This is a genomic window from Xanthomonas cannabis pv. cannabis (assembly GCF_000802365.1).
GTDB lineage: Bacteria > Pseudomonadota > Gammaproteobacteria > Xanthomonadales > Xanthomonadaceae > Xanthomonas > Xanthomonas cannabis.
In genome coordinates this window covers 1-21,393 of sequence record NZ_JSZE01000034.1, presented here as the reverse complement: position 1 = coordinate 21,393, position 21,393 = coordinate 1, and the positions used below count along the sequence as shown (strand labels likewise).

General features: G+C 65.7%; 21 protein-coding genes. 10 read left to right on the top strand and 11 right to left on the bottom strand.

Translation table 11 applies throughout. The features are described 5' to 3' along the window. Window positions 1–56 precede the first annotated feature (56 nt). From OZ10_RS08010 to OZ10_RS08000, 3 genes are all read left to right on the top strand, one after another. Complete coding sequence (locus OZ10_RS08010; RefSeq protein ID WP_039408598.1) at window positions 57–554, top strand: hypothetical protein; 498 nt, start codon at window positions 57–59, stop codon at window positions 552–554. Window positions 555–701: 147 nt separating this feature from the next. Further along, window positions 702–1,031: a hypothetical protein gene (locus OZ10_RS08005; protein WP_039408600.1), complete on the top strand. Its 330-nt coding sequence runs from the start codon at window positions 702–704 to the stop codon at window positions 1,029–1,031. A 657-nt stretch (window positions 1,032–1,688) separates the two neighbouring features. Beyond that, on the top strand, window positions 1,689–2,867 hold the full coding sequence (locus OZ10_RS08000; RefSeq protein ID WP_039408602.1) for a PQQ-dependent sugar dehydrogenase: 1,179 nt from the start codon (window positions 1,689–1,691) through the stop codon (window positions 2,865–2,867). Window positions 2,868–2,993: 126 nt separating this feature from the next. Here OZ10_RS08000 and OZ10_RS07995 read toward each other — a convergent pair whose 3' ends face one another. The 3 genes from OZ10_RS07995 to tsaD all read right to left on the bottom strand — a co-directional run bounded on the left by OZ10_RS07995 (window position 2,994) and on the right by tsaD (window position 6,876). Then, window positions 2,994–5,165, bottom strand: a complete 2,172-nt coding sequence (locus OZ10_RS07995; protein WP_039408605.1) for a glycoside hydrolase family 3 N-terminal domain-containing protein — start codon at window positions 5,163–5,165, stop codon at window positions 2,994–2,996. A 216-nt stretch (window positions 5,166–5,381) separates the two neighbouring features. Then, entirely contained in the window at window positions 5,382–5,738 is a 357-nt protein-coding gene (gene folB / locus OZ10_RS07990; RefSeq protein ID WP_039408607.1) for a dihydroneopterin aldolase, read from the bottom strand. Window positions 5,739–5,811: 73 nt separating this feature from the next. Then, a complete protein-coding gene (gene tsaD / locus OZ10_RS07985; RefSeq protein ID WP_039564434.1) occupies window positions 5,812–6,876 on the bottom strand; it encodes a tRNA (adenosine(37)-N6)-threonylcarbamoyltransferase complex transferase subunit TsaD in 1,065 nt (354 codons plus the stop codon). Between the two features lie 280 nt (window positions 6,877–7,156). Here tsaD and rpsU point away from each other — a divergent pair, with 280 nt between their 5' ends. The 6 genes from rpsU to OZ10_RS07955 all read left to right on the top strand — a co-directional run bounded on the left by rpsU (window position 7,157) and on the right by OZ10_RS07955 (window position 14,237). Next, window positions 7,157–7,372, top strand: a complete 216-nt coding sequence (rpsU, locus tag OZ10_RS07980; protein ID WP_002808376.1) for a 30S ribosomal protein S21 — start codon at window positions 7,157–7,159, stop codon at window positions 7,370–7,372. A gap of 226 nt (window positions 7,373–7,598) precedes the next feature. Further along, on the top strand, window positions 7,599–8,045 hold the full coding sequence (locus tag OZ10_RS07975; RefSeq protein WP_039408646.1) for a GatB/YqeY domain-containing protein: 447 nt from the start codon (window positions 7,599–7,601) through the stop codon (window positions 8,043–8,045). Window positions 8,046–8,551: 506 nt separating this feature from the next. Continuing rightward, the gene (locus tag OZ10_RS07970; protein WP_039564432.1) at window positions 8,552–9,508 is read left to right on the top strand and encodes a YihY/virulence factor BrkB family protein; all 957 of its coding nucleotides are present in this window, start codon (window positions 8,552–8,554) and stop codon (window positions 9,506–9,508) included. 92 nt (window positions 9,509–9,600) lie between these two features. After that, entirely contained in the window at window positions 9,601–11,349 is a 1,749-nt protein-coding gene (gene dnaG, locus OZ10_RS07965; RefSeq protein ID WP_039408652.1) for a DNA primase, read from the top strand. 152 nt (window positions 11,350–11,501) lie between these two features. Then, window positions 11,502–12,503 carry a bile acid:sodium symporter family protein gene (locus OZ10_RS07960; protein WP_039408655.1) on the top strand — a complete coding sequence of 334 codons (1,002 nt, stop codon included), beginning with the start codon at window positions 11,502–11,504 and terminating at the stop codon, window positions 12,501–12,503. 153 nt (window positions 12,504–12,656) lie between these two features. Then, window positions 12,657–14,237, top strand: a complete 1,581-nt coding sequence (locus OZ10_RS07955) for a thioredoxin family protein (protein ID WP_039564429.1) — start codon at window positions 12,657–12,659, stop codon at window positions 14,235–14,237. 63 nt (window positions 14,238–14,300) lie between these two features. Here the strand turns inward: OZ10_RS07955 and cyoE are convergent, their stop codons facing one another. Genes cyoE through OZ10_RS07935 form a run of 4 tightly spaced genes read right to left on the bottom strand, consistent with a single transcriptional unit; the run spans window position 14,301 to window position 17,697 of the window. Further along, entirely contained in the window at window positions 14,301–15,197 is an 897-nt protein-coding gene (cyoE, locus tag OZ10_RS07950; protein ID WP_039408661.1) for a heme o synthase, read from the bottom strand. 2 nt (window positions 15,198–15,199) lie between these two features. Continuing rightward, window positions 15,200–16,363, bottom strand: a complete 1,164-nt coding sequence (locus OZ10_RS07945) for a COX15/CtaA family protein (protein ID WP_039408698.1) — start codon at window positions 16,361–16,363, stop codon at window positions 15,200–15,202. 5 nt (window positions 16,364–16,368) lie between these two features. Further along, complete coding sequence (locus OZ10_RS07940) at window positions 16,369–16,944, bottom strand: hypothetical protein (RefSeq protein ID WP_039564428.1); 576 nt, start codon at window positions 16,942–16,944, stop codon at window positions 16,369–16,371. Between the two features lie 27 nt (window positions 16,945–16,971). Beyond that, on the bottom strand, window positions 16,972–17,697 hold the full coding sequence (locus OZ10_RS07935) for an SURF1 family protein (RefSeq protein ID WP_039564427.1): 726 nt from the start codon (window positions 17,695–17,697) through the stop codon (window positions 16,972–16,974). A 60-nt stretch (window positions 17,698–17,757) separates the two neighbouring features. Here OZ10_RS07935 and OZ10_RS07930 point away from each other — a divergent pair, with 60 nt between their 5' ends. After that, the gene (locus tag OZ10_RS07930) at window positions 17,758–17,976 is read left to right on the top strand and encodes a twin transmembrane helix small protein (protein WP_039564426.1); all 219 of its coding nucleotides are present in this window, start codon (window positions 17,758–17,760) and stop codon (window positions 17,974–17,976) included. A 94-nt stretch (window positions 17,977–18,070) separates the two neighbouring features. On the opposite strand, the gene OZ10_RS07925 is transcribed toward OZ10_RS07930, so the two are convergent. The 4 genes from OZ10_RS07925 to ctaD are packed head-to-tail and all read right to left on the bottom strand — an operon-like array spanning window position 18,071 to window position 21,346. Continuing rightward, window positions 18,071–18,946, bottom strand: a complete 876-nt coding sequence (locus tag OZ10_RS07925) for a cytochrome c oxidase subunit 3 (protein WP_039564424.1) — start codon at window positions 18,944–18,946, stop codon at window positions 18,071–18,073. 36 nt (window positions 18,947–18,982) lie between these two features. Next, entirely contained in the window at window positions 18,983–19,591 is a 609-nt protein-coding gene (locus OZ10_RS07920; RefSeq protein ID WP_039408677.1) for a cytochrome c oxidase assembly protein, read from the bottom strand. After that, a complete protein-coding gene (locus tag OZ10_RS23020) occupies window positions 19,588–19,722 on the bottom strand; it encodes a hypothetical protein (protein WP_008577456.1) in 135 nt (44 codons plus the stop codon). Before OZ10_RS23020 ends, OZ10_RS07920 begins: the two co-directional genes overlap by 4 nt. 19 nt (window positions 19,723–19,741) lie before the next feature. Next, window positions 19,742–21,346 (bottom strand): cytochrome c oxidase subunit I, encoded by a 1,605-nt coding sequence (ctaD, locus tag OZ10_RS07910; RefSeq protein ID WP_039408685.1) that lies wholly within the window; start codon window positions 21,344–21,346, stop codon window positions 19,742–19,744. Window positions 21,347–21,393: the final 47 nt, after the last annotated feature.

Here is a 21,393-nt window from a genome sequence, read left to right as displayed (position 1 = left end):
GCACGCCTAACCGCGCACGCCCAACGCTGCGGCTCTCACCTGCCTGGGAGCTTGCGATGAAACTGCGCCGCGTCTACAGCACACCCGATCTTGAAAGCGCGCAGCGCGTGCTGCAGTCAGCGCGCAGTGCCGGCATCGATAACGACGCGCTGTCGCTGATCGCGCGTGCCGATATCGAACTGCATGATGTCCCTGACGAGCGCAAGGACGCCAAGACCGATTTCGTTCCGGCTGCGGCACGTGGCGCTGCAACCGGTGGTGCTGCCGGGCTGGTGGCAGGGCTGGTGGCGGTCGCCGTGCCGCCGATCGGTTTGACCCTGGCCGGCGTAGGGGTCATGGCATTGGCGGGCGCACTGGTGGGCAGCTGGTCGTCGGCGCTGGTCGGTGCCACCGTGCCCGACCCGGTACGGCGCCAATTCGAAGATGAAATCGAATCCGGCCGTGTGTTGGTGGTCATCGACGCCGACGAGCAGACCCTCCACGCGTCCGAGCCAGCGCTGCTGACCGCCGGAGCAACTCCCCTGCCGTATGAAGCGGCGTCTGCTGCGGTCTGACGCCGATGCCGGAGCTGGGCTGGCAACAAGGTGGCGGCTGTCGCCTGCAGGGCATCGCTGCCTTGATCCCGTCGTCACCTGGCGTGCCGCGCTGTTAACACCTCGCTGCCTAAGTTGACCTGCACATTCGCATTGATGGAGACGAGCATGAACGTGCCGTATCAGATTCCGGGCCGCGCACCGGACGAAGACCGCAGCCAGAACGTATCCAACTATTGGCGCGAGCGCTTCACCGAAGAACCGTATTACACCGAAGGCGACCGTTACGAAGATTATGAGGGCGCCTATCTGGCCGGGCACGAAGCGCGAATTCGTGAAAATGCCCGCGCCTATGATCAGGTGGAAGCCGAATTGCACCGTGATTGGGAAGCCAAGCGCGGCACCGAAGGCCTGAGTTGGAGCAAGGCCCGTCACGCGGTCAAGCGTGCCTGGGAAAACGCAGCCGACTTCGTCACCGGCGACAAGTCAAAACCGTAGACAAACACCGCCACCGTCGAGGTGGCGGTGTTTTTTGGCGTGTAAGAGCACCTCAGTGTCGGCGGCGCCACAGGCGAGTTGCACGTGGCGCCGCCGACCTCGATTGCATCGCATTGCAATTGCATCGCACTGCATATGTTGTTGTGCACTGTCACTCACGCGAACGGACTCGGCACGTATGCAGTGCAGCAAGTCCTTTTCTGCTGGGCAGCAAGTTCGCATTGAGAGCATATCGCCAGCGGCACCCGCGAGATGCTCAGTGAACCAGTAATCGCAGAACGCAGCGCGAGTGTTGGGATTTCGTCACACGAGCACTCGTGACTGCTGCAATGCAGGGGCACACAGGCCGAACCAGCATTGGACAAGGCCATGGGTTTTTGGCCAAGCAACACCACGCATTCCCATGCGGACTGGGTCGGCAGCGTGATCGCGCAACGCGGCCAGCCGGATGGTGACGACGCATACAGGTTTGTACCGCCGTCAGAACCGCTTCATGAATTATCCGTTCGTGAACAACGATGTGCGACGTGCCTGCCCTGTAGAGAGTGATCTGCGACAAGGGTGAGGCGCGCAGCGTCGTGTAAGGTAATGAAAACCCGACGCGGAACACGTTGCGGGAGGGCTGCAGCGTGACCGTCCCATCCCCTGGAGGACCTCATGTCTATCCGTCGTCTGCTTGCCTTGGCCTGCTCGGCCACCCTGTTGACCTCCGGCGCCGCGCTGGCCGCGCCTGCCGCCGCACCGGCAGCATCCATTCCCAAGGCGCAATGGCCATTCCAGGCCGCCACCGTCGCCGATTTCGACGAGCCCTGGGCGATGACCTTCCTGCCCGATGGCACGCTGCTGGTCAGTGAAAAACGCGGCGCGTTGATGCGGTTCGATCCAAAGACCAAGCGCAAGAGCGCGGTCACCGGCGTGCCTGCGGTTGCCTATGGCGGCCAGGGCGGATTTGGCGATGTGCTTGCGCACCCGCGCTTTGCGAAAAACGGCCTGGTCTATGTGAGTTACGCCGAACCGGGCCAGGGCGACACGCGCGGAGCGGCGGTCGCGCGTGCCAAGCTTACGCTGGATGCCACCGGGGGCGGCACCTTGTCCGGCCTGAAGGTGATCTGGCGACAGGAGCCCAAGGTTTCCGGCAACGGTCACTTCGGACATCGGCTTGCGTTCGACTCGAACGGAAAGCTGTGGATCACCTCCAGCGAGCGGCAGAAGTTCGATCCTGCGCAGGACATGAAGGCTAATCTCGGCAAGCTGATCCGCCTCAACGACGACGGCAGCGTGCCGGCCGACAATCCGTTCGCCGCGCAGGGCGGTGTGGCTGCGCAGGTCTGGTCGCTGGGTCACCGCAATATCCTGGGCATCGCCTTCGACAGCAAGGGCCGCCTGTGGGAACACGAGATGGGCCCGGCCGGCGGCGATGAGCTCAACCTGATCCAGCGCGGTGCCAACTATGGCTATCCGATCGTTTCCAACGGCGATCATTACGACGGCACGCCGATCCCCGACCACGACACCCGCCCGGAGTTTGCCGCGCCCAAGATCAGCTGGACCCCGGTGATCTCGCCGGCCGGCTTTGTGATCTACAGCGGCAAGCAATTCCCCGCGTGGCGCGGCAACGGCTTCATCGGTGGCTTGTCATCGATGGCGCTGGTGCAGGTCTCGTTGGGCGACCAGCCGCGCGAGGTTGCCCGCTACGACATGGGGGCACGTATCCGCGAAGTGGAACAGGGACCGGACGGTGCCCTGTGGTTGCTGGAGGACGAAGCCAGCGGCAGTACCGGGCGCCTGCTCAAGTTGACCCCCAAGAGCAAGGCCGCAGTCGAAAACGACGCGTAAGCGTGGTGGGGTGCGGCCGTGCAACACGCACCGCGCGCATCCAGGAGTGCCTTGCAGCATCACCAGCGCTCGATGAGCGTTGGTGATGTCGACGCCAGGGCATGCATCTGCGTCAGTTGACGCGCCTCAGGCGTCCAGCAGCTCGAACGTGACCGCGTCGCCGCTGATAGCCGATGCACAGACCCACACATCGAACAGGCCCGGCTCTGCGCCGAACACGCCCTTGTGATTGGTAAATGCCAGCGCATCGCGCGTCAGCGTAAATGCCACGTCCACGCTCTCGCCCGGCTGCAGCAACACCTTGCGGAAGCCCTTGAGCTCGCGCACCGGCCGCACCCGGCTGGCCACGCGATCGTGCACGTACAGCTGCACCACTTCCTCGCCTGCCACCGCACCGGTGTTGGTCACCCGGGTGGTGATGGTCAGCGTGTCGTCCCAGCCCAGTTTCACGGTGCTCAGCTGCGGCTGCGCGTAGGCAAAGGTGGTGTAGCTCACGCCGTGCCCGAACGGATACAAGGGCTCATTGGGTATCTCGCGCCAACGCGCCTTGTACTCGGACAACGTTGGCAACTCCGGGCGGCCGGTGCGCAGATGGTTGTAGAAGTACGGCTGCTGGCCGGTCACCTGCGGAAAGCTGATCGGCAGCCGCGCCGACGGGTTGTAGTCGCCGAACAAGACATCGGCCACGGCGGTGCCGGTCTGGGTGCCCAGATACCAGGTCACGGCAATTGCATCGGCGTCGCGCACGGCACCGCTCAGCGCCAGCGCGCGGCCGTTGCGCAGCAACACCACCACCGGCGTACCGGTCGCGGCCACCGCTTCTGCCAACGCCTGCTGCGCGGGCGGTAGGGTGATCTCGGTCCGCGACTGCGCCTCGCCGCTGAAACGCTGCGGCTCGCCCAGGGCCAGCACCACCACGTCGGCGGCCTGTGCGGCATCGATCGCGGCGGAAATGCCACCCGGCAGTGCTTCTTCCAGGCCGCAGCCCGCCACCACGCTCAGATCTTCGGTGCCGACCACCGCACGCACGCCCTGCTCCAGCGTCACGTAGCGTTCCTTGTCGCCGAACAGGGTCCAGCAGCCCTCGATGTTTTCGCGGTCCTGCACGAACGGGCCGATCAGCGCGATGCGCTGGCCGCTCTTCTTCAGCGGCAGCACATCGCCTTGGTTTTTCAACAACACGATCGAGCGGCGCGCCGCATCGCGCGACAGTGCGTCGTGGGCCGGCAGATGCGCGGTGTCGGCTTCGCGTGCCGGGTCCAGCGATCGGTACGGATTGTCGAACAGACCAATCGCCTCCTTGAGCTGCAGGATGCGGCGCACGCTGGCATCCAGGGTGGCCATCGGCACCTCGCCGCTGTCCACCAGCGACGGCAGATGCGCGGCATAGAACCCGCTCTGCATGCTCAGGTCCAGCCCGGCCAGAAACGCCTTCTTGGTGGCATCGCGCTCATCGGCGGCGTAGCCGTGCGCGATCAGTTCCATGTCGGCGGTGTAGTCGGAAATCACCACGCCGGGGAACTGCCATTCGCCGCGCAGGATCTCGGTCAGCAACTCGTGGTTGGCGCTGGCCGGCACGCCATTGATGTCGTTGAAGGACGACATCACGGTCAATGCGCCGGCATCGAAGGCCGCCTTGAATGGCGGCAGATGCACATCGCGCAGGGTCTGCGGCGCGATATCGACGGTGTTGTATTCCATGCCTGCGGCCACTGCGCCATAGGCGGCGAAGTGCTTGGGCGTGGCCAGCAACGCATCGTCGGCGGTGAGGTCGCTGCCCTGAAAACCGCGCACACGCGCGGCGGCAAACGCCGCGCCCAGCACCACGTCTTCGCCGGCACCTTCGGCACCGCGGCCCCAGCGCTGGTCGCGCGCGATGTCCACGGCGGGTGCGTAAGTCCAATGCAGGCCGGCGGCGGTCGCTTCGATCGCGGTGGCGCGCGCGGTGCGCTCGGCCAGCTCCGGCTCGAAGCTGGCTGCCTCGCCCAGCGGGATCGGGAACACCGTGCGCATGCCGTGGATCACGTCCGCCGCCAGGATCACCGGGATGCCCAGCCGGCTTTCTTCCACGGCGACTTTCTGGATCTGCACGCCCAGCGCGGCACCCACGCCATTGAACAGCGAGCCGACCCGGCCCTCGCGCACCTGCTGCAACACCTCGTCGGCATTGCGCACATTGGCTTCGGGATTCACGTCCGGCGCAAACGGCCGCACCATGTCGGCGAACACACCCAACTGTCCGACCTTCTCTTCGACGGTCATCCGGGCAATCAGGGTTTCGATGCGATCAGCAGCCATGAGATCCTTGAGAAAACGTTTACATGGCCGGCAATTCTAGCCTGACGCGACTGCGGGAGGGCAAGTTTTGACGGCCGGGATTCGAGATTGGGGATTTGTAGAGGCCGGTTGCACGGCATGTTGCCGTCGGAGCGGCAATGGCGCAGCGCCTGGTCCGCCGCAACCTTCGATACTCCGGGATCCAGGCATGCAAGCCAGGCGGACGGTTCGCGACACTCAGGCGGCGCGTCCCCGCTCGATGATCACGCCCACTGCCTGCGCCCCGCGCACAGCACCGGGCTTGCTCAGCTTCAGCCGCAGCCACTGCACGCCGAATTCGTCCAGCACGATCGCCGCGCAGCGCTCGGCCAGGGTTTCGACCAGCCCGAAATCCGACGCCTGCACGAACTCGATCAGGCGCTTGCTCACCGCCTTGTAGTTCAGCGTGTCGGCGATGTCGTCGCTGGCAGCCGGGATGCGGTTGTCGAACCCCATCTCCAGATCGAACCGCAGCGTCTGGCGAATGCGCCGCTCCCAATCGTAGATGCCGATCAGCGCATCGATGTCGAGACCTTCAATAAACACTTTATCCATGGGAGCCGAGATTTGGGATTGGGGAGTCGGGATTCGCAAGAGCGCAACAGAAAGCAGGTGAAAGGGCTAGCTTCTACGAATCCCCAATCCCCACTCCCGAATCCCGCGCCGCCGCCAATGGCGGCAGCGCAGCCATATCCCAACGCGGCGTCACATGCAGCGCCGCGTCGGCGCGTTCGCCGGCCTCCAGGCGCAGTGCGCCGGCGAAGGCGATCATGGCGCCGTTGTCGGTGCACAAGGCTGGGCGCGGGAAGCAGACCCTGCCCCCGCGGCGCTGCGCGGCCTCCTGCAGCTGCGCACGCAGGCGCTTGTTGGCGCCCACCCCGCCGGCCACCACCAGGGTGTCGCAACCGACCGCATCCAGCGCGCGCAGGCATTTGATGGCCAGCGTCTCCACCACCGCGTCCTCGAAGCCGCGCGCGATGTCCGCCCGGGTAGTGTCTGACTGGTCGCTGTTGCGCCAGGCCAGCAGCACCTGGGTCTTGAGTCCGCTGAAACTGAAATCCAGCCCCGGCCGGTCGGTCATCGGCCGCGCAAACCTGTAGCGCCCCGGCGTGCCGGTTTCGGCCAGCGCCGCCAGCTGCGGGCCACCGGGATACGGCAGGCCCATCATCTTGGCGGTCTTGTCGAAGGCCTCGCCGGCCGCATCGTCCAGCGTCTCGCCCAGCACTTCGTAGCTGCCCAGCGCCTTCACCGACACCAATTGGGTATGCCCGCCCGACACCAGCAAGGCCACGAACGGCGGCTGCGGTGGGTCGTCTTCCATCAGCGGCGCCAGCAGATGACCTTCCATGTGATGCACGCCGATCGCCGGCACGTCCAGCGCCCAGGCCAGCGACCGCGCCACCCCGGCACCGACCAGCAGCGCGCCGACCAACCCGGGCCCGGCCGTGTAGGCCACGCCATCCAGTTCGTCGATCCGCAGCCCGGCCTCGCCTAGGGTCTGGCGGATCAGCGGCAGCAGCTTGCGCACGTGGTCGCGGCTGGCCAGCTCCGGCACCACGCCGCCATACTCGGCATGCAGCGCAATCTGGCTGTAGACCGCGTGGGCGCGCAGCGCCGGCACGCCGGACAAAGCCGTGTCATAGACCGCCACGCCGGTCTCATCGCACGATGATTCGATCCCAAGGACTTTCACGGCAACTCGGCAGACAAGGAACAGGCCCGCATTTTCGCAGCTTTTGGGTTGCGCAGATGCGCCGACCCGCAGGTGCGCAGCCGCCGCGTCGGCTGCCGGGAAACGCGCGCCGACGCACGCTCTGCCGCGCCGTTCCCGGCAATTTTCACCCGGGGCTTGCAGGCCGCTTGCAAGTCGTTATAATGCGCGGCTCGCCGGGGCAACCCGGAAATTCCGTCACGCGAGTCCGCTCGCACCCGCCCGGGGCTCCCGGACGGAAATCCCATTTTCTGGAGAACACATGCCCAGCGTTAAAGTCCGCGAGAACGAGCCCTTCGAATTTGCGCTCCGCCGTTTCAAGCGCACCTGCGAAAAGGCCGGCGTGCTGGCCGAGACCCGCAAGCGCGAGTTCTATGAAAAGCCGACCCAGGAGCGTAAGCGCAAGGCTGCCGCTGCCGTGAAGCGTCAGCTGCGTCGTTCCTCGCGCGACGTCACCAAGCGCCAGCGCTTGTACTGATCGAACGCGGTTCCTTGCCGCCGGGCATGCGCTGTAGGCGCGGCCCAGCGGGATTGAACCCAAGAGCCGGCACGCGCAAGCGTCGCCGGCTTTTTGTATTGGCCTGCAGCCGTCCCGCCAGGTACTCAGCGCCGGACCAGACGCCGCTACCCCATTCCCTCTATGCCGACGCAGGCGCCCGACAGCGCGCGTCGACACCTCTCACCTGCCACCCAGGAGTCACCCCATGCCCCTCAAGCAGCAGCTCACCGATGACATGAAGGCCGCGATGAAGTCCGGCGACAAGCACAGCCTGGGCGTGATCCGGCTGATCAACGCCGCGATCAAGCAGAAGGAAGTGGACGAGCGCATCGAGATGGACGATGCCGCCGTCATCGCCGTGCTCGACAAGATGGTCAAACAGCGCAAGGACTCGGTCACCCAATACGAAGGCGCCGCGCGCGAAGACCTGGCGCAGATCGAGCGCGAGGAAATCGTGGTGATCGAGCGTTACCTGCCGGCCAAGATGGGCGAAGCCGAGATCGTGGCGGCCATCCAGGCCGCCATCGCCGAAACCGGCGCCAGCAGCCCGGCCGATATCGGCAAGCTGATGGGTGCGCTCAAGCCCAAGCTCGCCGGACAGGCCGACATGGGCTTGGTCTCCACGCTGGTCAAGCAACAGCTGGCCGGCTGAGCCATGCCGTGTCGTGGTCGTTCGGCCGCGACACGGCACGATCGCCGCGACACTCGCCGGGCTGTTGCAGGGTGCGTCTGCAATTGATGCCCAAGGCGTGATGCGCAGTGCACCTCTGCAGCTGATGCACGCGCCGTGTAGCTAATTGCCGGCGACCTGCGCGCAGTCCACCGGCAGGCGCAGCGCAGTGTTGCCCCGCGGCTGCGTGTCGCGTTGCGCGCAGATCGCTTGCAGATTCCATCACGGCTCATCCAGAGCCGCCCCATCGCGACGGTGCAGGCGCTCGAAACCGCCGTCTGCGCGCGCCACAGCCGCGACGTGCAACAGGCAGGTTGCAGGCATGCTTGCGTACGCACACAGCAACACCACTGCCGGCGCTTTCACCAGACCTTCGATAGTGCCCTGTTAGAACGGGTCGCCAGCGCAGACGCGGGCGAGGCATGCCGCACCCGGGACTGCCTGACGACCTCTGCGCGCATGACCGTCTGCCTCAAGGACCCTCGCCGGTGACGAAGCTCTCGACCGAACACCTGCAGAAACATCTGGGCCGCCTGCAACGCAGTCTGCCGATGGCGCTGCTCAATCGCTTTCTCGAAATCGATGTGATGACGCAGGCCGCGTCGCTGTCGTTCTATGCCTTGTTGTCGCTGGCACCGCTGCTGGTGCTGCTGTTGTGGCTGACCGCATCGCTGTATCCGCCGGCGCAGGAAGCGCTGGTGCAGCAGATCGCGCAACTGGCCGGCGGCAGCGCCGCCGAAGTGGCCGATACGGTGATCCGCAACGCCACCGATCAACCCGGGGTCGGATCGTTGGCGGGTCTGTGGAGCACGCTGTTGCTGTTCGTCGGTGCCACTGCGGTATTCGCGCAGCTGCAGAACGCCCTGAACCTGATCTTCCGTACCGACAAACAGCGCCTGGAAGGACTCATGGCGTGGCTGAAGAAGCGCGTCTTTTCGTTCGGCGTGATCCTGGCGCTGGGCTTCCTGTTGATCGTGTCGATGATTGCGACCACCGCATTGCAGGTGGTGTTCGCGCGGCTGCCCTCGGTACTGCCTGCGGTGGGGTATGTCACTACGCTGGCGCTGTACTCGCTGGCCTTTGCGTTCCTGTATCGCTACCTGCCCGATCGCACCGTGAACTGGCGACAAGCCTTTGTCGGTGGCGTCATCACGGCCTTGTTGTTTGCGCTGGGCCGCTATGCCATCGGCGTGTACATCGCCAAGGCCGCGCCCGGCAGCGCCTACGGGTCGATGGGCACGCTGGTGATCCTGCTGGTGTGGATGTACTACGCCTCGGTGGTGTTCTTCGTCGGCGCGTTGCTGACCGCGGTGATCGACGAGCGCGTGCGCTCGCATCGCAAACTGCGCGAGGCCGGGGTCGACCCCGAGCATCCGCCGCACGTCATTGCAACCACGGATGCCGTGGTGCCGCCGAACCAGCCACAGGCAGCGTCGCGGCCCTGAAACCGCGCCGCACGCTGCCTCACGCCTGACTGCTGCGCCACCCATGGACCGCTGACGCCAGCCGGTGCCAGCTGCTGGGATATCCTAGCGGGATGGCCCGCATCCCCGACGCATTCATCGACGAACTGCTCGCACGCACCGACATCGTCGAGGTGGTGGGCGGCCGGGTGCCGCTCAAGCGCCAGGGCAAGGAATACTCCGCGCGCTGCCCGTTCCATGACGAACGCTCGGCTTCGTTCACGGTCTCGCCCACCAAGCAGTTCTACCACTGCTTCGGCTGCGGCGCGCACGGCACCGCCATTAGTTTTCTGATGAACTACGACCGCCTCGAGTTTCTCGATGCGGTCGACGAGCTGGCCAAGCGTGCCGGCATGGACATCCCGCGCGACACCCAGCAGCGCACGCCGCAACAGCAGGACGACAGCCGCGAGCTGTATTCGGCACTGGAAGCGGCCACCAAGTTCTTTCAGCGCCAGCTCGAAGGCAGCGACCGCGCCCGCGATTACCTGGACGGGCGCGGCGTGGATGCCGACAACCAGGCACGCTTCCAGATCGGCTACGCCCCCGACGGCTACAGCGCTTTGAAGGACACCCTGGGCACCGATGCGCGCCGCATGAGCGTACTCGAACGCGCCGGGCTGTTTTCCAAGAACGATCGCGGCCACGTCTACGACAAGTTCCGCGACCGGGTGATGTTCCCGATCTTCGACCGCCGCGGCCGTGTGATCGCCTTCGGCGGCCGCATCATGGGCGCGCCGGCCGACGGCCGCGACCCGGGCCCGAAGTACCTCAACTCGCCGGAAACCGCACTATTCCACAAGGGCCGCGAGCTGTACGGCCTGTGGCAGGTGCGCCAGGCCAATCAGAAGATCGAACGGCTGATCGTGGTCGAGGGCTACATGGACGTGGTCTCGCTGTTCCAGTTCGGCGTCACCCAGGCGGTGGCCACGCTGGGCACCGCCACCACACCCGAACATGCCGAGCTGCTGTTCCGCAACGCGCCGGATGTGTACTTTTGTTTCGACGGCGACAACGCCGGGCGCAAGGCCGGCTGGCGTGCGCTCGAATCGGTGCTGCCGCGCATGAAGGACGGCCGCCAGGCGTTCTTCCTGTTCCTGCCCGATGGCGAGGACCCCGACACCATCGTGCGCAAGGAAGGCGCGCAGGCCTTCGATCAGCGCCTGAAACAGGCCACCCCGCTGTCGCAGTTCTTCTTCGACGAGATGTCGCGCGAGATCAACCTGCACACGCTGGACGGCAAGGCACGCCTGGCCGAACGCGCACGTCCGATGCTGGCGCAGATCCCGGAAGGCGCATTCGGCGATCTGATGAAGCAGGAACTGGCGCGCATGACCGGCGTCGGCGCGAGCACCGCTGCGCAACAGTCCCCGGCCAAAGCGCGGCCACCCGCGCGCATGGTGGCCCCCACGCAGAAGCGCAGCCTGGTGCGTGCATCGATCGCGATCCTGCTGCAACAACCGTCGCTGGCGATGAGCCTGGAAGGCGACCACGATTTTTCCGGCCTGCGCCTGCCCGGCATCGAGTTGTTGATGGAGCTGCTGGCGCTGGTGCGGCAACGCCCGGAAATCAGCACCGGAGCGCTGCTGGAGCATTTCACCGACCGCGACGAGCTGCCGGCCCTGCAGAAACTGGCCGCGCAGGAGCTGCCCGGCGACGAGCACAGCTGGGCGATCGAACTGCACGACGTCGTTGCCCAGCTCGACAAGCAATTGCTGCGTCAGCGGGTGGAAGAACTGCAGGCCAAACAGCGCGCGCAAGGCCTGGACCACACCGATAAATACGAAATGCGCGAGTTGCTCAAGGCGCTCGCCGCACTGTGATGTCGTGGCTGCCGGCGTCGTGGCAGGGGACGCAGGGCGCATCACTGCACTGGCGCGCGTAGACGATGCTGACGCGGCGACACAGGCTGCGCCCGCACGCGTCGTAGAATGGCCCGCTCCAGGCGCGTGATCGCGCGACACCTCCCACCTCGATGAAGAAGCTGCTGGCGCGGTTGCGCATTGATCCGTTCACCCTCGCGCTGCTGTGCACGGTCACGCTCGCCTCGTTCCTCCCGGTCTCGGGCACGGCCGCTGCGGTCATGGACGATGTCACCGATGTGGCCATCGCCGCGCTGTTCTTCCTGCATGGCGCGCGGTTGTCGCGCGAAGCGGTCAAGGCCGGCGCGCTGCACTGGCGGCTGCATCTGGTGATCCTGGCCTGCACGTTTGTGCTGTTTCCGCTACTGGGGCTGCTGTTCAAGCCGTTGGCACATCTTGCGCTGACGCCGGAGCTGTACATCGGCGTGCTGTTCCTGTGCGCGTTGCCGTCCACGGTGCAATCGTCGATCGCCTTCACCTCGATGGCGCGCGGCAATGTGCCCGCCGCGGTCTGTGCGGCCTCGCTGTCCAGCCTGCTGGGCGTGTTCTTCACGCCCTTGCTGATGGGCGCGCTGGTCGGCAGCCAAGGGGCCATGGCGCATCCCGCCGAAGCCATCGGCAAGATCCTGCTGCAGTTGCTGGTGCCGTTTCTGGCCGGCCATTTCCTGCGCCCGTGGATCGGTGGCTGGGTCGAGCGGCATCGCGCCGTGCTGCGCTACACCGATCAGGGCACCATCCTGCTGGTGGTCTACACCGCCTTCAGTGCATCGGTGAATGAAGGGCTGTGGCAGAAGACTCCGCTGCCGGCATTGCTCGCCGTCCTGGGCGCCGCCGCGCTGCTGCTGGCGGTGGCGATGCTGTCGATCACCTTCATCGCACGGCGCCTACGCTTCAACCGCGCGGACGAAATCGCCATCGTCTTCTGCGGCTCGAAAAAGAGCCTGGCCACCGGCGTGCCGATGGCCAAGGTGATGTTTGCCGGCGGCGGTCTGGGAGCCATCGTGCTGCCGATCATGCTCTACCACCAGTTGCAGCTGATCGTGTGCGCCTTCGTGGCCGCCCGCTATGCGCGTACCGCGCCGGATGCCGCGCAGGGCCAGGCCGGCCCCCATTGAGGGTGCTCGGCGCGGCCCACTGCGCATTGCATGACACCGGTTCGCCTGGCCGGCTGCTGCAGGTTGTCAGCACAGATACAACGGTTATGACGCCCACGCGCCAGCGTGCGCTAGCGTAGGCGATCGACATTTGCCAACCCCACGGTGACTGCCATGACGTTGTCGTTCCCACGCCCTTCCCCGCGCGCGACCGCGCTGCTGGCAGCACTGGCAACCCTGGCCGGCTGCAACAAGCCTGCGCCCCCGGCGGCACCGGCGACAGCGCCCAAGGCAGCCACAACGCCTGTTCCCGCGTCCAGCATCGCCTGGCGCGAGGGCGACGTGGACGATGCCTTCGCCGAGGCCAGGGAGAGCGGCAAGCCGGTCCTGTTGTACTGGGGCGCAGCCTGGTGCCCGCCCTGCAATCGCCTCAAGGCCACCTTGTTCAAGGACCCGGCGTTCATTGCGCGCACCCAGCAATTCGTTGCCGTGCACCTGGATGGCGATTCGGAAGGCGCGCAGGCCTGGGGCGAGCGTTTCGGCATCAAGGGCTATCCCACCATCATCGTGCTGCGCCCTGACCTCAGCGAGATCACCCGCCTGGCCGGCGACGCCGACACTGCCCGCCTGGTCGACGTATTGCGCGTGGCTGCCCGCAGCACCAGTACCGCCAGACAGCTGCTGGACACCGCACTGCATGCGCCACAGACCCTGACTCCAGACGACTGGTCGGTGCTCGGCAACTACGCCTGGGGCACCGACGACCGTCTGCTCAAGCGCGAGGAGGCAGCGGACGTGCTGACCCGGTTGTCCAAGGTGGCGCCACAGCCGGCGCTGCAGCGCAGCTTTGCGCTGGCGGCACTCACTGCCGCCAAGGACCCGCCCGCCCCCGCTCCGGGCTATCGCACGTTGCTCGAGTCGGTGCTGGCCGATCCGGCAGAGGTGCGCGCCAATCTCGGCACGCTGAACTACATGCCGGCACGCCTGGTCGCTGCCGCCAGCGCCGATGCCGGCGAACGCGCCACCCTGTCCGCTGAGGTGGTCAACGCCCTGGACAAGGCCTACGCCGACCCCACGCTGCCGGTCTCCGACAGGCTCGGCACTGCCTTCGCATGCATCCAGCTGGCCCGCCTGGCGCAGGGCCAGCCAACCGAGACCGAGCCCAAAGATCCGCCGCCGCTTCCGCAGGAGCTGGTCGATAGCGTTCGCCAGCGCGTGCAGTGGGCCAGCGAAACCGCCAGGACCGATGAAGAACGTCAGTCCACCATCAGCACGGCTGCGGCCCTGTTGAGCGAGGTGGGCGACCACAGCGGCGCCGAGCAGCTGCTGCTGGCAGAGCTCTCGCGGACCCGGACGCCGTACTACTACATGCCCGAACTGGCAGATCTGGCCGAACACCGTGGCGACAAGAAGACCGCGCTGGCATGGCTCAGGAAGGCCTATGAGGGCGCGCAGGGCCCGGCCACCCGCGTGCAATGGGGCGTGCTGTATGTCGATGGGCTGATCCGGCTCAGCCCGGACGACACGGCAGTCATCGAGACCGCCGCCACGCAGGTGATCGGCGAGCTGGCCGGGCAGCCGGATGGCTACCGCCAACGGACCCGGCAACGGTTCGACACGCTCGCCGCTGCCCTGAAAGGCTGGAGCAAGCAGCACCGCCGGGACGGCAGCGCGGTCCTGGCCAGGTTGCAGAAGAAGATGCAGTCCAGCTGCGACAGCAAGAATGCCAGCGACTGCGCCGGCTGGCTGAGCTGAGAGCGGACGCCTGCAACAGCCTGCTTCCTGCCGCAGGCGGGCTGCAGGCCTGGCGCAAGCCCTTTAGCGCACCCAGGGCAGCAGCAGGTGATCGACCATCAGAAACGCGAACAGCGCCATCAGGTAGACGATGGAATACCCGAACATCTTCATCGAAAACAGCTCGTCCGGTGGGTCCAGCATGCGCCACGCATACCAGAGGAACACCGCGTTGAGCACCACCGCCCCGCCGAGATAGAACACCCCGCTCATGCCCACCGCCACCGGTAGCAGGGTCACGATGGCCAGCAGCACCGTGTAGACCAGGATCTGCTTGCGCGTGTGCGGCACGCCGTGGGTCACCGGCAACATCGGAATCGCGGCCTTGGCGTAATCGGCGCGCCGGAAGATCGCCAGCGCCCAGAAATGCGGCGGCGTCCAGATGAAGATGATCAGCACCAGCAACGCGGAGTTGATCCAGTCGGCGCTCGTCGGCAGCCCGGTCACCGCCGCCCAGCCCAGCATCGGCGGCGTGGCACCCGCCAGCCCGCCGATCACGATGTTCTGCGAGGTCGCCCGCTTCAGGTAGACGGTGTAGATCACCGCGTAACCGATCATTGACGCAAAGGTCAGCACCGCAGTGATGACGTTCACCCATACCACCAGAATGGTCATGGAGATCACGATCAGCACGCCGGCGAAGACCAGCACCTGCCACGGCCGCACCTTGCCCACCACCAGCGGCCGCCACGAGGTGCGCGCCATCTGTGCATCGATCTTGGCATCGAGCAGCTGGTTGATCGCCGCCGCCGCCGAGGCGGCAAGCCAGATGCCGAGAAAACCCAACGTTCCGGCACGCACCTGCGCCCAGGTGGGCAGGCCGGGAATGGCCAGAAACATGCCGACCAACGCGGTGAACACGATCAGTGCCACCACCTTTGGCTTGGTCAGATCCCAGTAATCGCGTGCACTGACAGCCATGCTCACTCCGGCGCGCGCAGCCGCGCCAGCAGCGACACCAGCACGAACAGCAAGGCCACTGCGCCGCCGTTGTGCAGCACCGACACTTCCAGTGGCAGCGCCAGCTTGACGTTGAGCATGCCCAGCGTCACCTGCACGGCCACCAGCACCGCCAGCGCGCTGGCCCACACCCGCATCCCCGGCGAGCGCGACAGACGCCACGCCAGCCACCACAGGTACAGCGCGGTCGCAATCGCCCATAGCCGGTGCGCCATCTGGATGGCAATCCGCGCCGCACCATCGAGCACGCCGCCTTCGTAATCCACGCCGATGCCGCGCCACAGCGTGAAGCCCTCGCGGAAGTCATGCGGTGGCCACCACTGGCTGACACAGCGCGGGAAGTTGTCGGCCGACCAGCTGCCGCCACCGCAGGCCAGCGCCGCATAGTTGGCACTGACCCAGCCGCCCAGCGCGATCTGCAGGCCCAGCACTGCCACACCCAGGCGCAGCAGCCATTTCAAGCGCGACGCGTCGGCCAAGGTGATCGGCAGGTGCGTTGCGCGCCACGCCATCCACACCAGCAGCGAAAACATCAGCATGCCGCCGAGCAGATGTCCCATCACCACGATGGGCTTGAGCAGCAAGGTTACCGTCCACATGCCCAGCAACGCCTGGAAGATCACCACCGCCAGCGTGAGCACGGCCGCGCGCGCCAGATCGATATTGCTCCAGCGCAGGGCCGCCAGCAGCAGGATCGCCTCACCGGCAATCGCCACACCCATCGCCGGGATGTGCCAGCCGGACATGTACAACGGGATCGACAGCGCCACCAGCACCGCGGCCGAGACCACCTGGGCGATGCCCATGCGACGTCGGCGCGCGGCCAGCAGCGATAGCACCAGCACCTCCACACCCAGCGCACCGGCCAGGAAGCGGTGCACCTGCTCACGCCAGGCCTTGTGCGATTCCAGCGGGCGGATCTTGCTGGCCACGTGGGTGTTGGCTTCGTCGGTGGTCTGCGGCCAGGTCACGCGGCCGTAGCAGGTCGGCCAGTCCGGGCAACTCATGCCGGCATCGGACAGGCGCACGAATGACCCGAACAGGATCGTGCTCGCGGTGAACAACGCCGCCAGCCAGGCCATGCGGTGGAAGTGGCGGAACAACGCCGGTGGCGCAAACAGATTCATCGGGCTCACATCAGTTTCAGCAGCTTGACCAGATCCGCGCGCAAGCCGGCCGGGGCGAACCCGGGGGCATAGCGCAGGATCACGAAGCCATTGGGGTCGATCACATACACCGGCACGCCGGCGGCATCGTTGGCGCGCGGCAGCGCTTGCCGCAGGCGCGCGTCGTCGCGCAGTACACGCAGGGCGGGCATCGGCGGCAGGCCAGCCGGTGGCGCGCCGATCCACAGCACCTCCACCTTGTCGGCGCGATGCCCGAGCAATTGCCACACCTTGTCCAGCTCGGCGGCCAGCGCCACGCAGCGCTGCGCACAGTCTGCCGGCGGTGCCAGCGCAATCCGCCAGATGCGCTCGCCCGGCGCCCACAGGTACGGCTGCCTGTCCGCACGCAACGGCGTCATCGCCCGCAGGTCGGCAGGCGGATGCAGCAGTTCGCCATTGTTGCGCAACGCCGCTGGCTGCCATCCGGAGAAGCGCAGCACGCCGGCCAGCAACATCGAGCCGAAGAACAGCACTGCCAGGGCAATCAGCATCCTGCGGCCGCGTTTGACCGAGTGCGGCGTGGCCGATGTGGAAGAGGTCATGGCGGCGATTTTCTCATGCCGCAGGCGTCAGTGCCCGCGCCGACGGCGGCGTCGCGCACGCCATGTCAGCAGCGTGGCCGTGGCCAGCACGGCAGCCGCCAACCCGAACCATTGCACCGCGTAACCCAAGTGCCGCGCGGGTGGCAGCGTGTTTGGCAGCACGTCCAGATCGCGCACGTAGCCCACCGGCAACGCCGGATCCAGGCGCAGGACCTGCGACGAAATGTCGCGCCTGCCCAACGCATCGCGCAGCGCCTGCGTATCCAGGCGCGTGGCCAGCCAGGTGTGCGCTGTCGCGGTGGGCGCCATTGCAGGACCGATGGCCAGGCCCGCCGATGGCGGCGCGCTCAACAGACCCTGCACTGCCTGCACACCCTCATGTGCCGCGATGGGCGGCAACTGCCGATCGGCCGGCAGCGGCAGCCAGCCCAGATCGACCAGCAGCGTGCTGGTGGTGCCCTCCACAGCGGCCAGCTGATAGACGCGCAGGCCGGCACGCCCCGCATGTAACTGGTTGTCCAGCAACACCTGCGCCGGCAAAAAACGCACCCGACCGCTTACCCAGCACAACCCGGGCTGAGCCTGCACGGCCTGGCGCAGGGTCAGCGGCCTTTCGCGGACATGCGCGGCACGTTCCAGCAGTGCTTCCTTGCCATGCATGCGTTGCAGCTGCCACTGCCCGAGCGCTGCGAATCCGGCACTCAGCAGCAGCGCCAGCACCCACCCGATCGCGGCGGTGTGCTTGCGCGTCATGACAAGCGGCGCAAAAAGGCGTGCAATATCCACACCACGCCGACGACTCCCGGGGCTGCTGTGAACGATTCGCTCAAGACGCTGCTGATTGTCGCCTTCCTGATCGTGATCCTGTGGAACCTGGGTGCCGGCCTCTACTACCTGTTGACCGACCGCGGCGAGACCAAGCGCACCGTCAACGCACTCACCTGGCGCATCGGCTTATCGGTCGCGTTGATCGCCATCGTGATCATCGGCATCTACACCGGCTGGATCAAGCCGCATGGCATCGGCCGCTGAGGAGCCGGGATTGGGGATTCGGCATTGGGGATTCGTAAAAACTAAAGCCTGCCGCTTTTACGAATCCCGAATCACCAATCCCGAATCCCCGCCCTCAAAGTACATACACGAACAGGAACAGCGCCAGCCATACCACGTCGACGAAGTGCCAGTACCAGGCAGCCGCTTCGAATGCGAAATGGTTGTCGCGGCTGAAGTGTCCCTTGGCAGCGCGCAGCCACATCACCGCCAGCATGATCGTGCCGAGCAGCACGTGCATGCCGTGGAAGCCGGTGAGCATGAAGAAGGTCGAGCCGTAGATGCCCGAACCCAGCGTGAGATTGAGTTCGGTATAGGCGTGGATGTATTCCTCGGCCTGCAGGAACAGGAACACGCAGCCCAGCAGCACGGTCAGGCCCAGCCACAGCAACAGCGCCCCACGTCGCCCGCCCTTGAGTGCGTGATGGGCGATGGTCAAGGTCACACCGGAGCTCAGCAGGATCAGCGTATTGATCAGCGGCAGGCCCCACGCCGGAATGGTCTGGAACTGCCCACCGATCGTACCCGGGCCATTGGTCGGCCAGGCCGCCGAATAGCCATTCCACAGCAATTCGTTGGTCATCACGCCGTCGCCCTCGCCGCCCAGCCAGGGCAGCGTCAGCACGCGCGTATAAAACAGCGCACCGAAGAAGGCGCCGAAGAACATCACTTCGGAAAAAATGAACCACACCATTCCCATGCGGAACGAACCGTCCACCTGGCGGTTGTAGTTGCCGGCGTTGGACTCGCGAATGACATCGCCAAACCACATGAACAAGGTCGCCAGCAACATCGCCATGCCGACGAAAAAGGTCCAGCGCCCCCAGGCCGCATCGTTGAGCCAGCTGGCCACGCCAATCATCATCACGAACATCGCAATCGAGCCGACAAAGGGCCATTTGCTTTGCGTCGGGACGAAATACGCATCGGCATTGGGACTGTGATCGGCCATGGCGTTGCTTCCGTGTCGTGGAGCGGTGGATGAAGGCTACGGTGCCGCGCGCGGCGCGCCGGATGCACTGCCGCCCGGCAATTGCGAAGTCAGCGCGTCGTTGCGGTAGAACGTGTACGACAAGGTGATCGTGGTGACTTCCGGCGGCAACGCAGGATCGACGATGAACCGCAGCGGCATGTCGCGCGTTTCACCGGCCTGCAGGGTTTGCGCGGTAAAGCAGAAACATTCGGTCTTATTGAAGTACCCGGACGCACGTGCAGGCGCCACCGACGGCACCGCGCTGCCGACCACCGCCCGCTTGCTGTCGTTGCGCGCGAAATACAACGCCTCGTTGAGTTCGCCGGGCACCACATCCATCGTCATCTGCTCTGGATGGAAGGTCCACGGCAACTTCGAGTTGACCCCCGCATCGAACTCCACGCGCACCGTGCGCCTGCCCGGCACCGCCACTGCACCACCTGCGCCAGCAGCACCCGCGCGCGTACTGCCCGGGGCGCGCTCCATGCGGATACCGAACACCTTCTCGCAGGCGACGCGGTACAGCGGCACCAACGAAAAGGTCAGCACGAATACGCCCAGCACCACGCCAAGCAGCTTGAACAAGCCCGCTGTCGGCACAGGTGCTGGCACGCGCGCATTCATCGCCCGATGACTCCCGACGCGATGAAACCCGCATAGATCAGCAACGCGATGATCCCCACCGTGATGGCAGTACGGCGCACGGCACGGCGTTGCTGCGCCTGCCGTTCGGCAGCCGACAGCAGGCGCGTCACCGCCGGCTCCGATGCAGACTCAGTGGCCGATGTCTTCATGCGCAAGATCTCCAGGCTTGATCACCGGCGGCACGGTGAAGGTATGCGCCGGCGCCGGCGATGGCACCGTCCATTCCAGCCCCTTGGCACCTTCCCACGCACGCGCATCGGCACGGGCACCGCTGCGCAGCGAAGCGAACAAGATCGCCGCCATCAGGAACGGGGTGGCGAACATGCCGAACGCACCGATCGAGCTGACCAGGTTCCAGTCGGCAAACACCACGTTGTAATCGGGAATACGCCGCGGCATGCCGGCCAGGCCCAGGAAGTGCTGCGGGAAGAACAGCAGGTTGACGAAAATCATCGTCCACCAGAAATGCACCTTGGCCCAGGTCTCGTTGTACATCCGGCCGGTCCATTTCGGCCACCAGTAGTACACCGCCGCGATCAACGCGAACACCGCGCCGGTCACCAGCACGTAGTGGAAATGCGCGACCACGAAATAGGTGTCGTGATACTGGAAGTCGGCCGGAACGATTGCCAGCATCAGACCGGAGAACCCACCGATACTGAAGAGGATCACGAACGCCACTGCCCACAGCATCGGCGATTCGAACGTCAGCGAGCCCTTCCACATCGTGCTGACCCAGTTGAACACCTTCACTCCGGTCGGAATGGAGATCAGCATGGTGGCGAACATGAAATAGATCTCGCCGCCCAGCGGCATGCCCACCGTGAACATGTGGTGCGCCCACACGATGAAGCTCAGGAACGCGATCGCCGCGATCGCATACACCATCGCCTGGTACCCGAACAGCGGCTTGCGGCTGAAGGTGGGGATGATTTCGCTGACCACGCCGAACGCCGGCAGGATCATGATGTAGACCTCCGGGTGCCCGAAAAACCAGAAGATGTGCTGGTACATCACCGGGTCGCCGCCGCCGGCTGCGTTGAAGAAGCTGGTGCCGAAGAACTTGTCGGTCAGCAACATGGTCACCGCACCGGCCAGTACCGGCATCACCGCAATCAGCAGGAAGGCGGTGATCAGCCAGGCCCAGCAGAAGATCGGCATCTTCAGCAGATCGATGCCCGGCGCACGCATATTGAGCACGGTGGCGATGATGTTGATCGCGCCCATGATCGAACTGACACCGGCCACGTGGATCGCAAACACGCTGAAGGCCACGTTGTAGCCGCCCTGCAGCGACAGCGGCGGATACAAGGTCCAGCCACCGGCTGGCGCACCACCCGGCAAAAACAGAGTCAGCAACAGCAGGGTAAAGGCGACGGGCAGCAGCCAGAACGACCAGTTGTTCATGCGCGGCAGCGCCATGTCCGGCGCGCCGATCTGCAGCGGGATCATCCAGTTGGCCAGACCGACGAACGCCGGCATCACGCCGCCGAAGATCATCACCAACGCATGCACGGTGGTCATCTGGTTGAAGAATTCCGGCTTGACGAACTGCAAGCCGGGCTGCATCAGTTCGGCGCGGATCACCACGCTCATCGCCGCGCCGATGATGAACATCACGAAGGAGAACAGCAGGTACAGCGTGCCGATGTCCTTGTGATTGGTCGAAAAGAACCAGCGCTCGACGAAGCCGGGCTGGTGGTGTCCGTGGTGATCGACTGCGGTGTGCGCCATGACGGAACGGCCTCTGCGAAGCGGTGCGGTTGCGAGCGGTGTTAGAG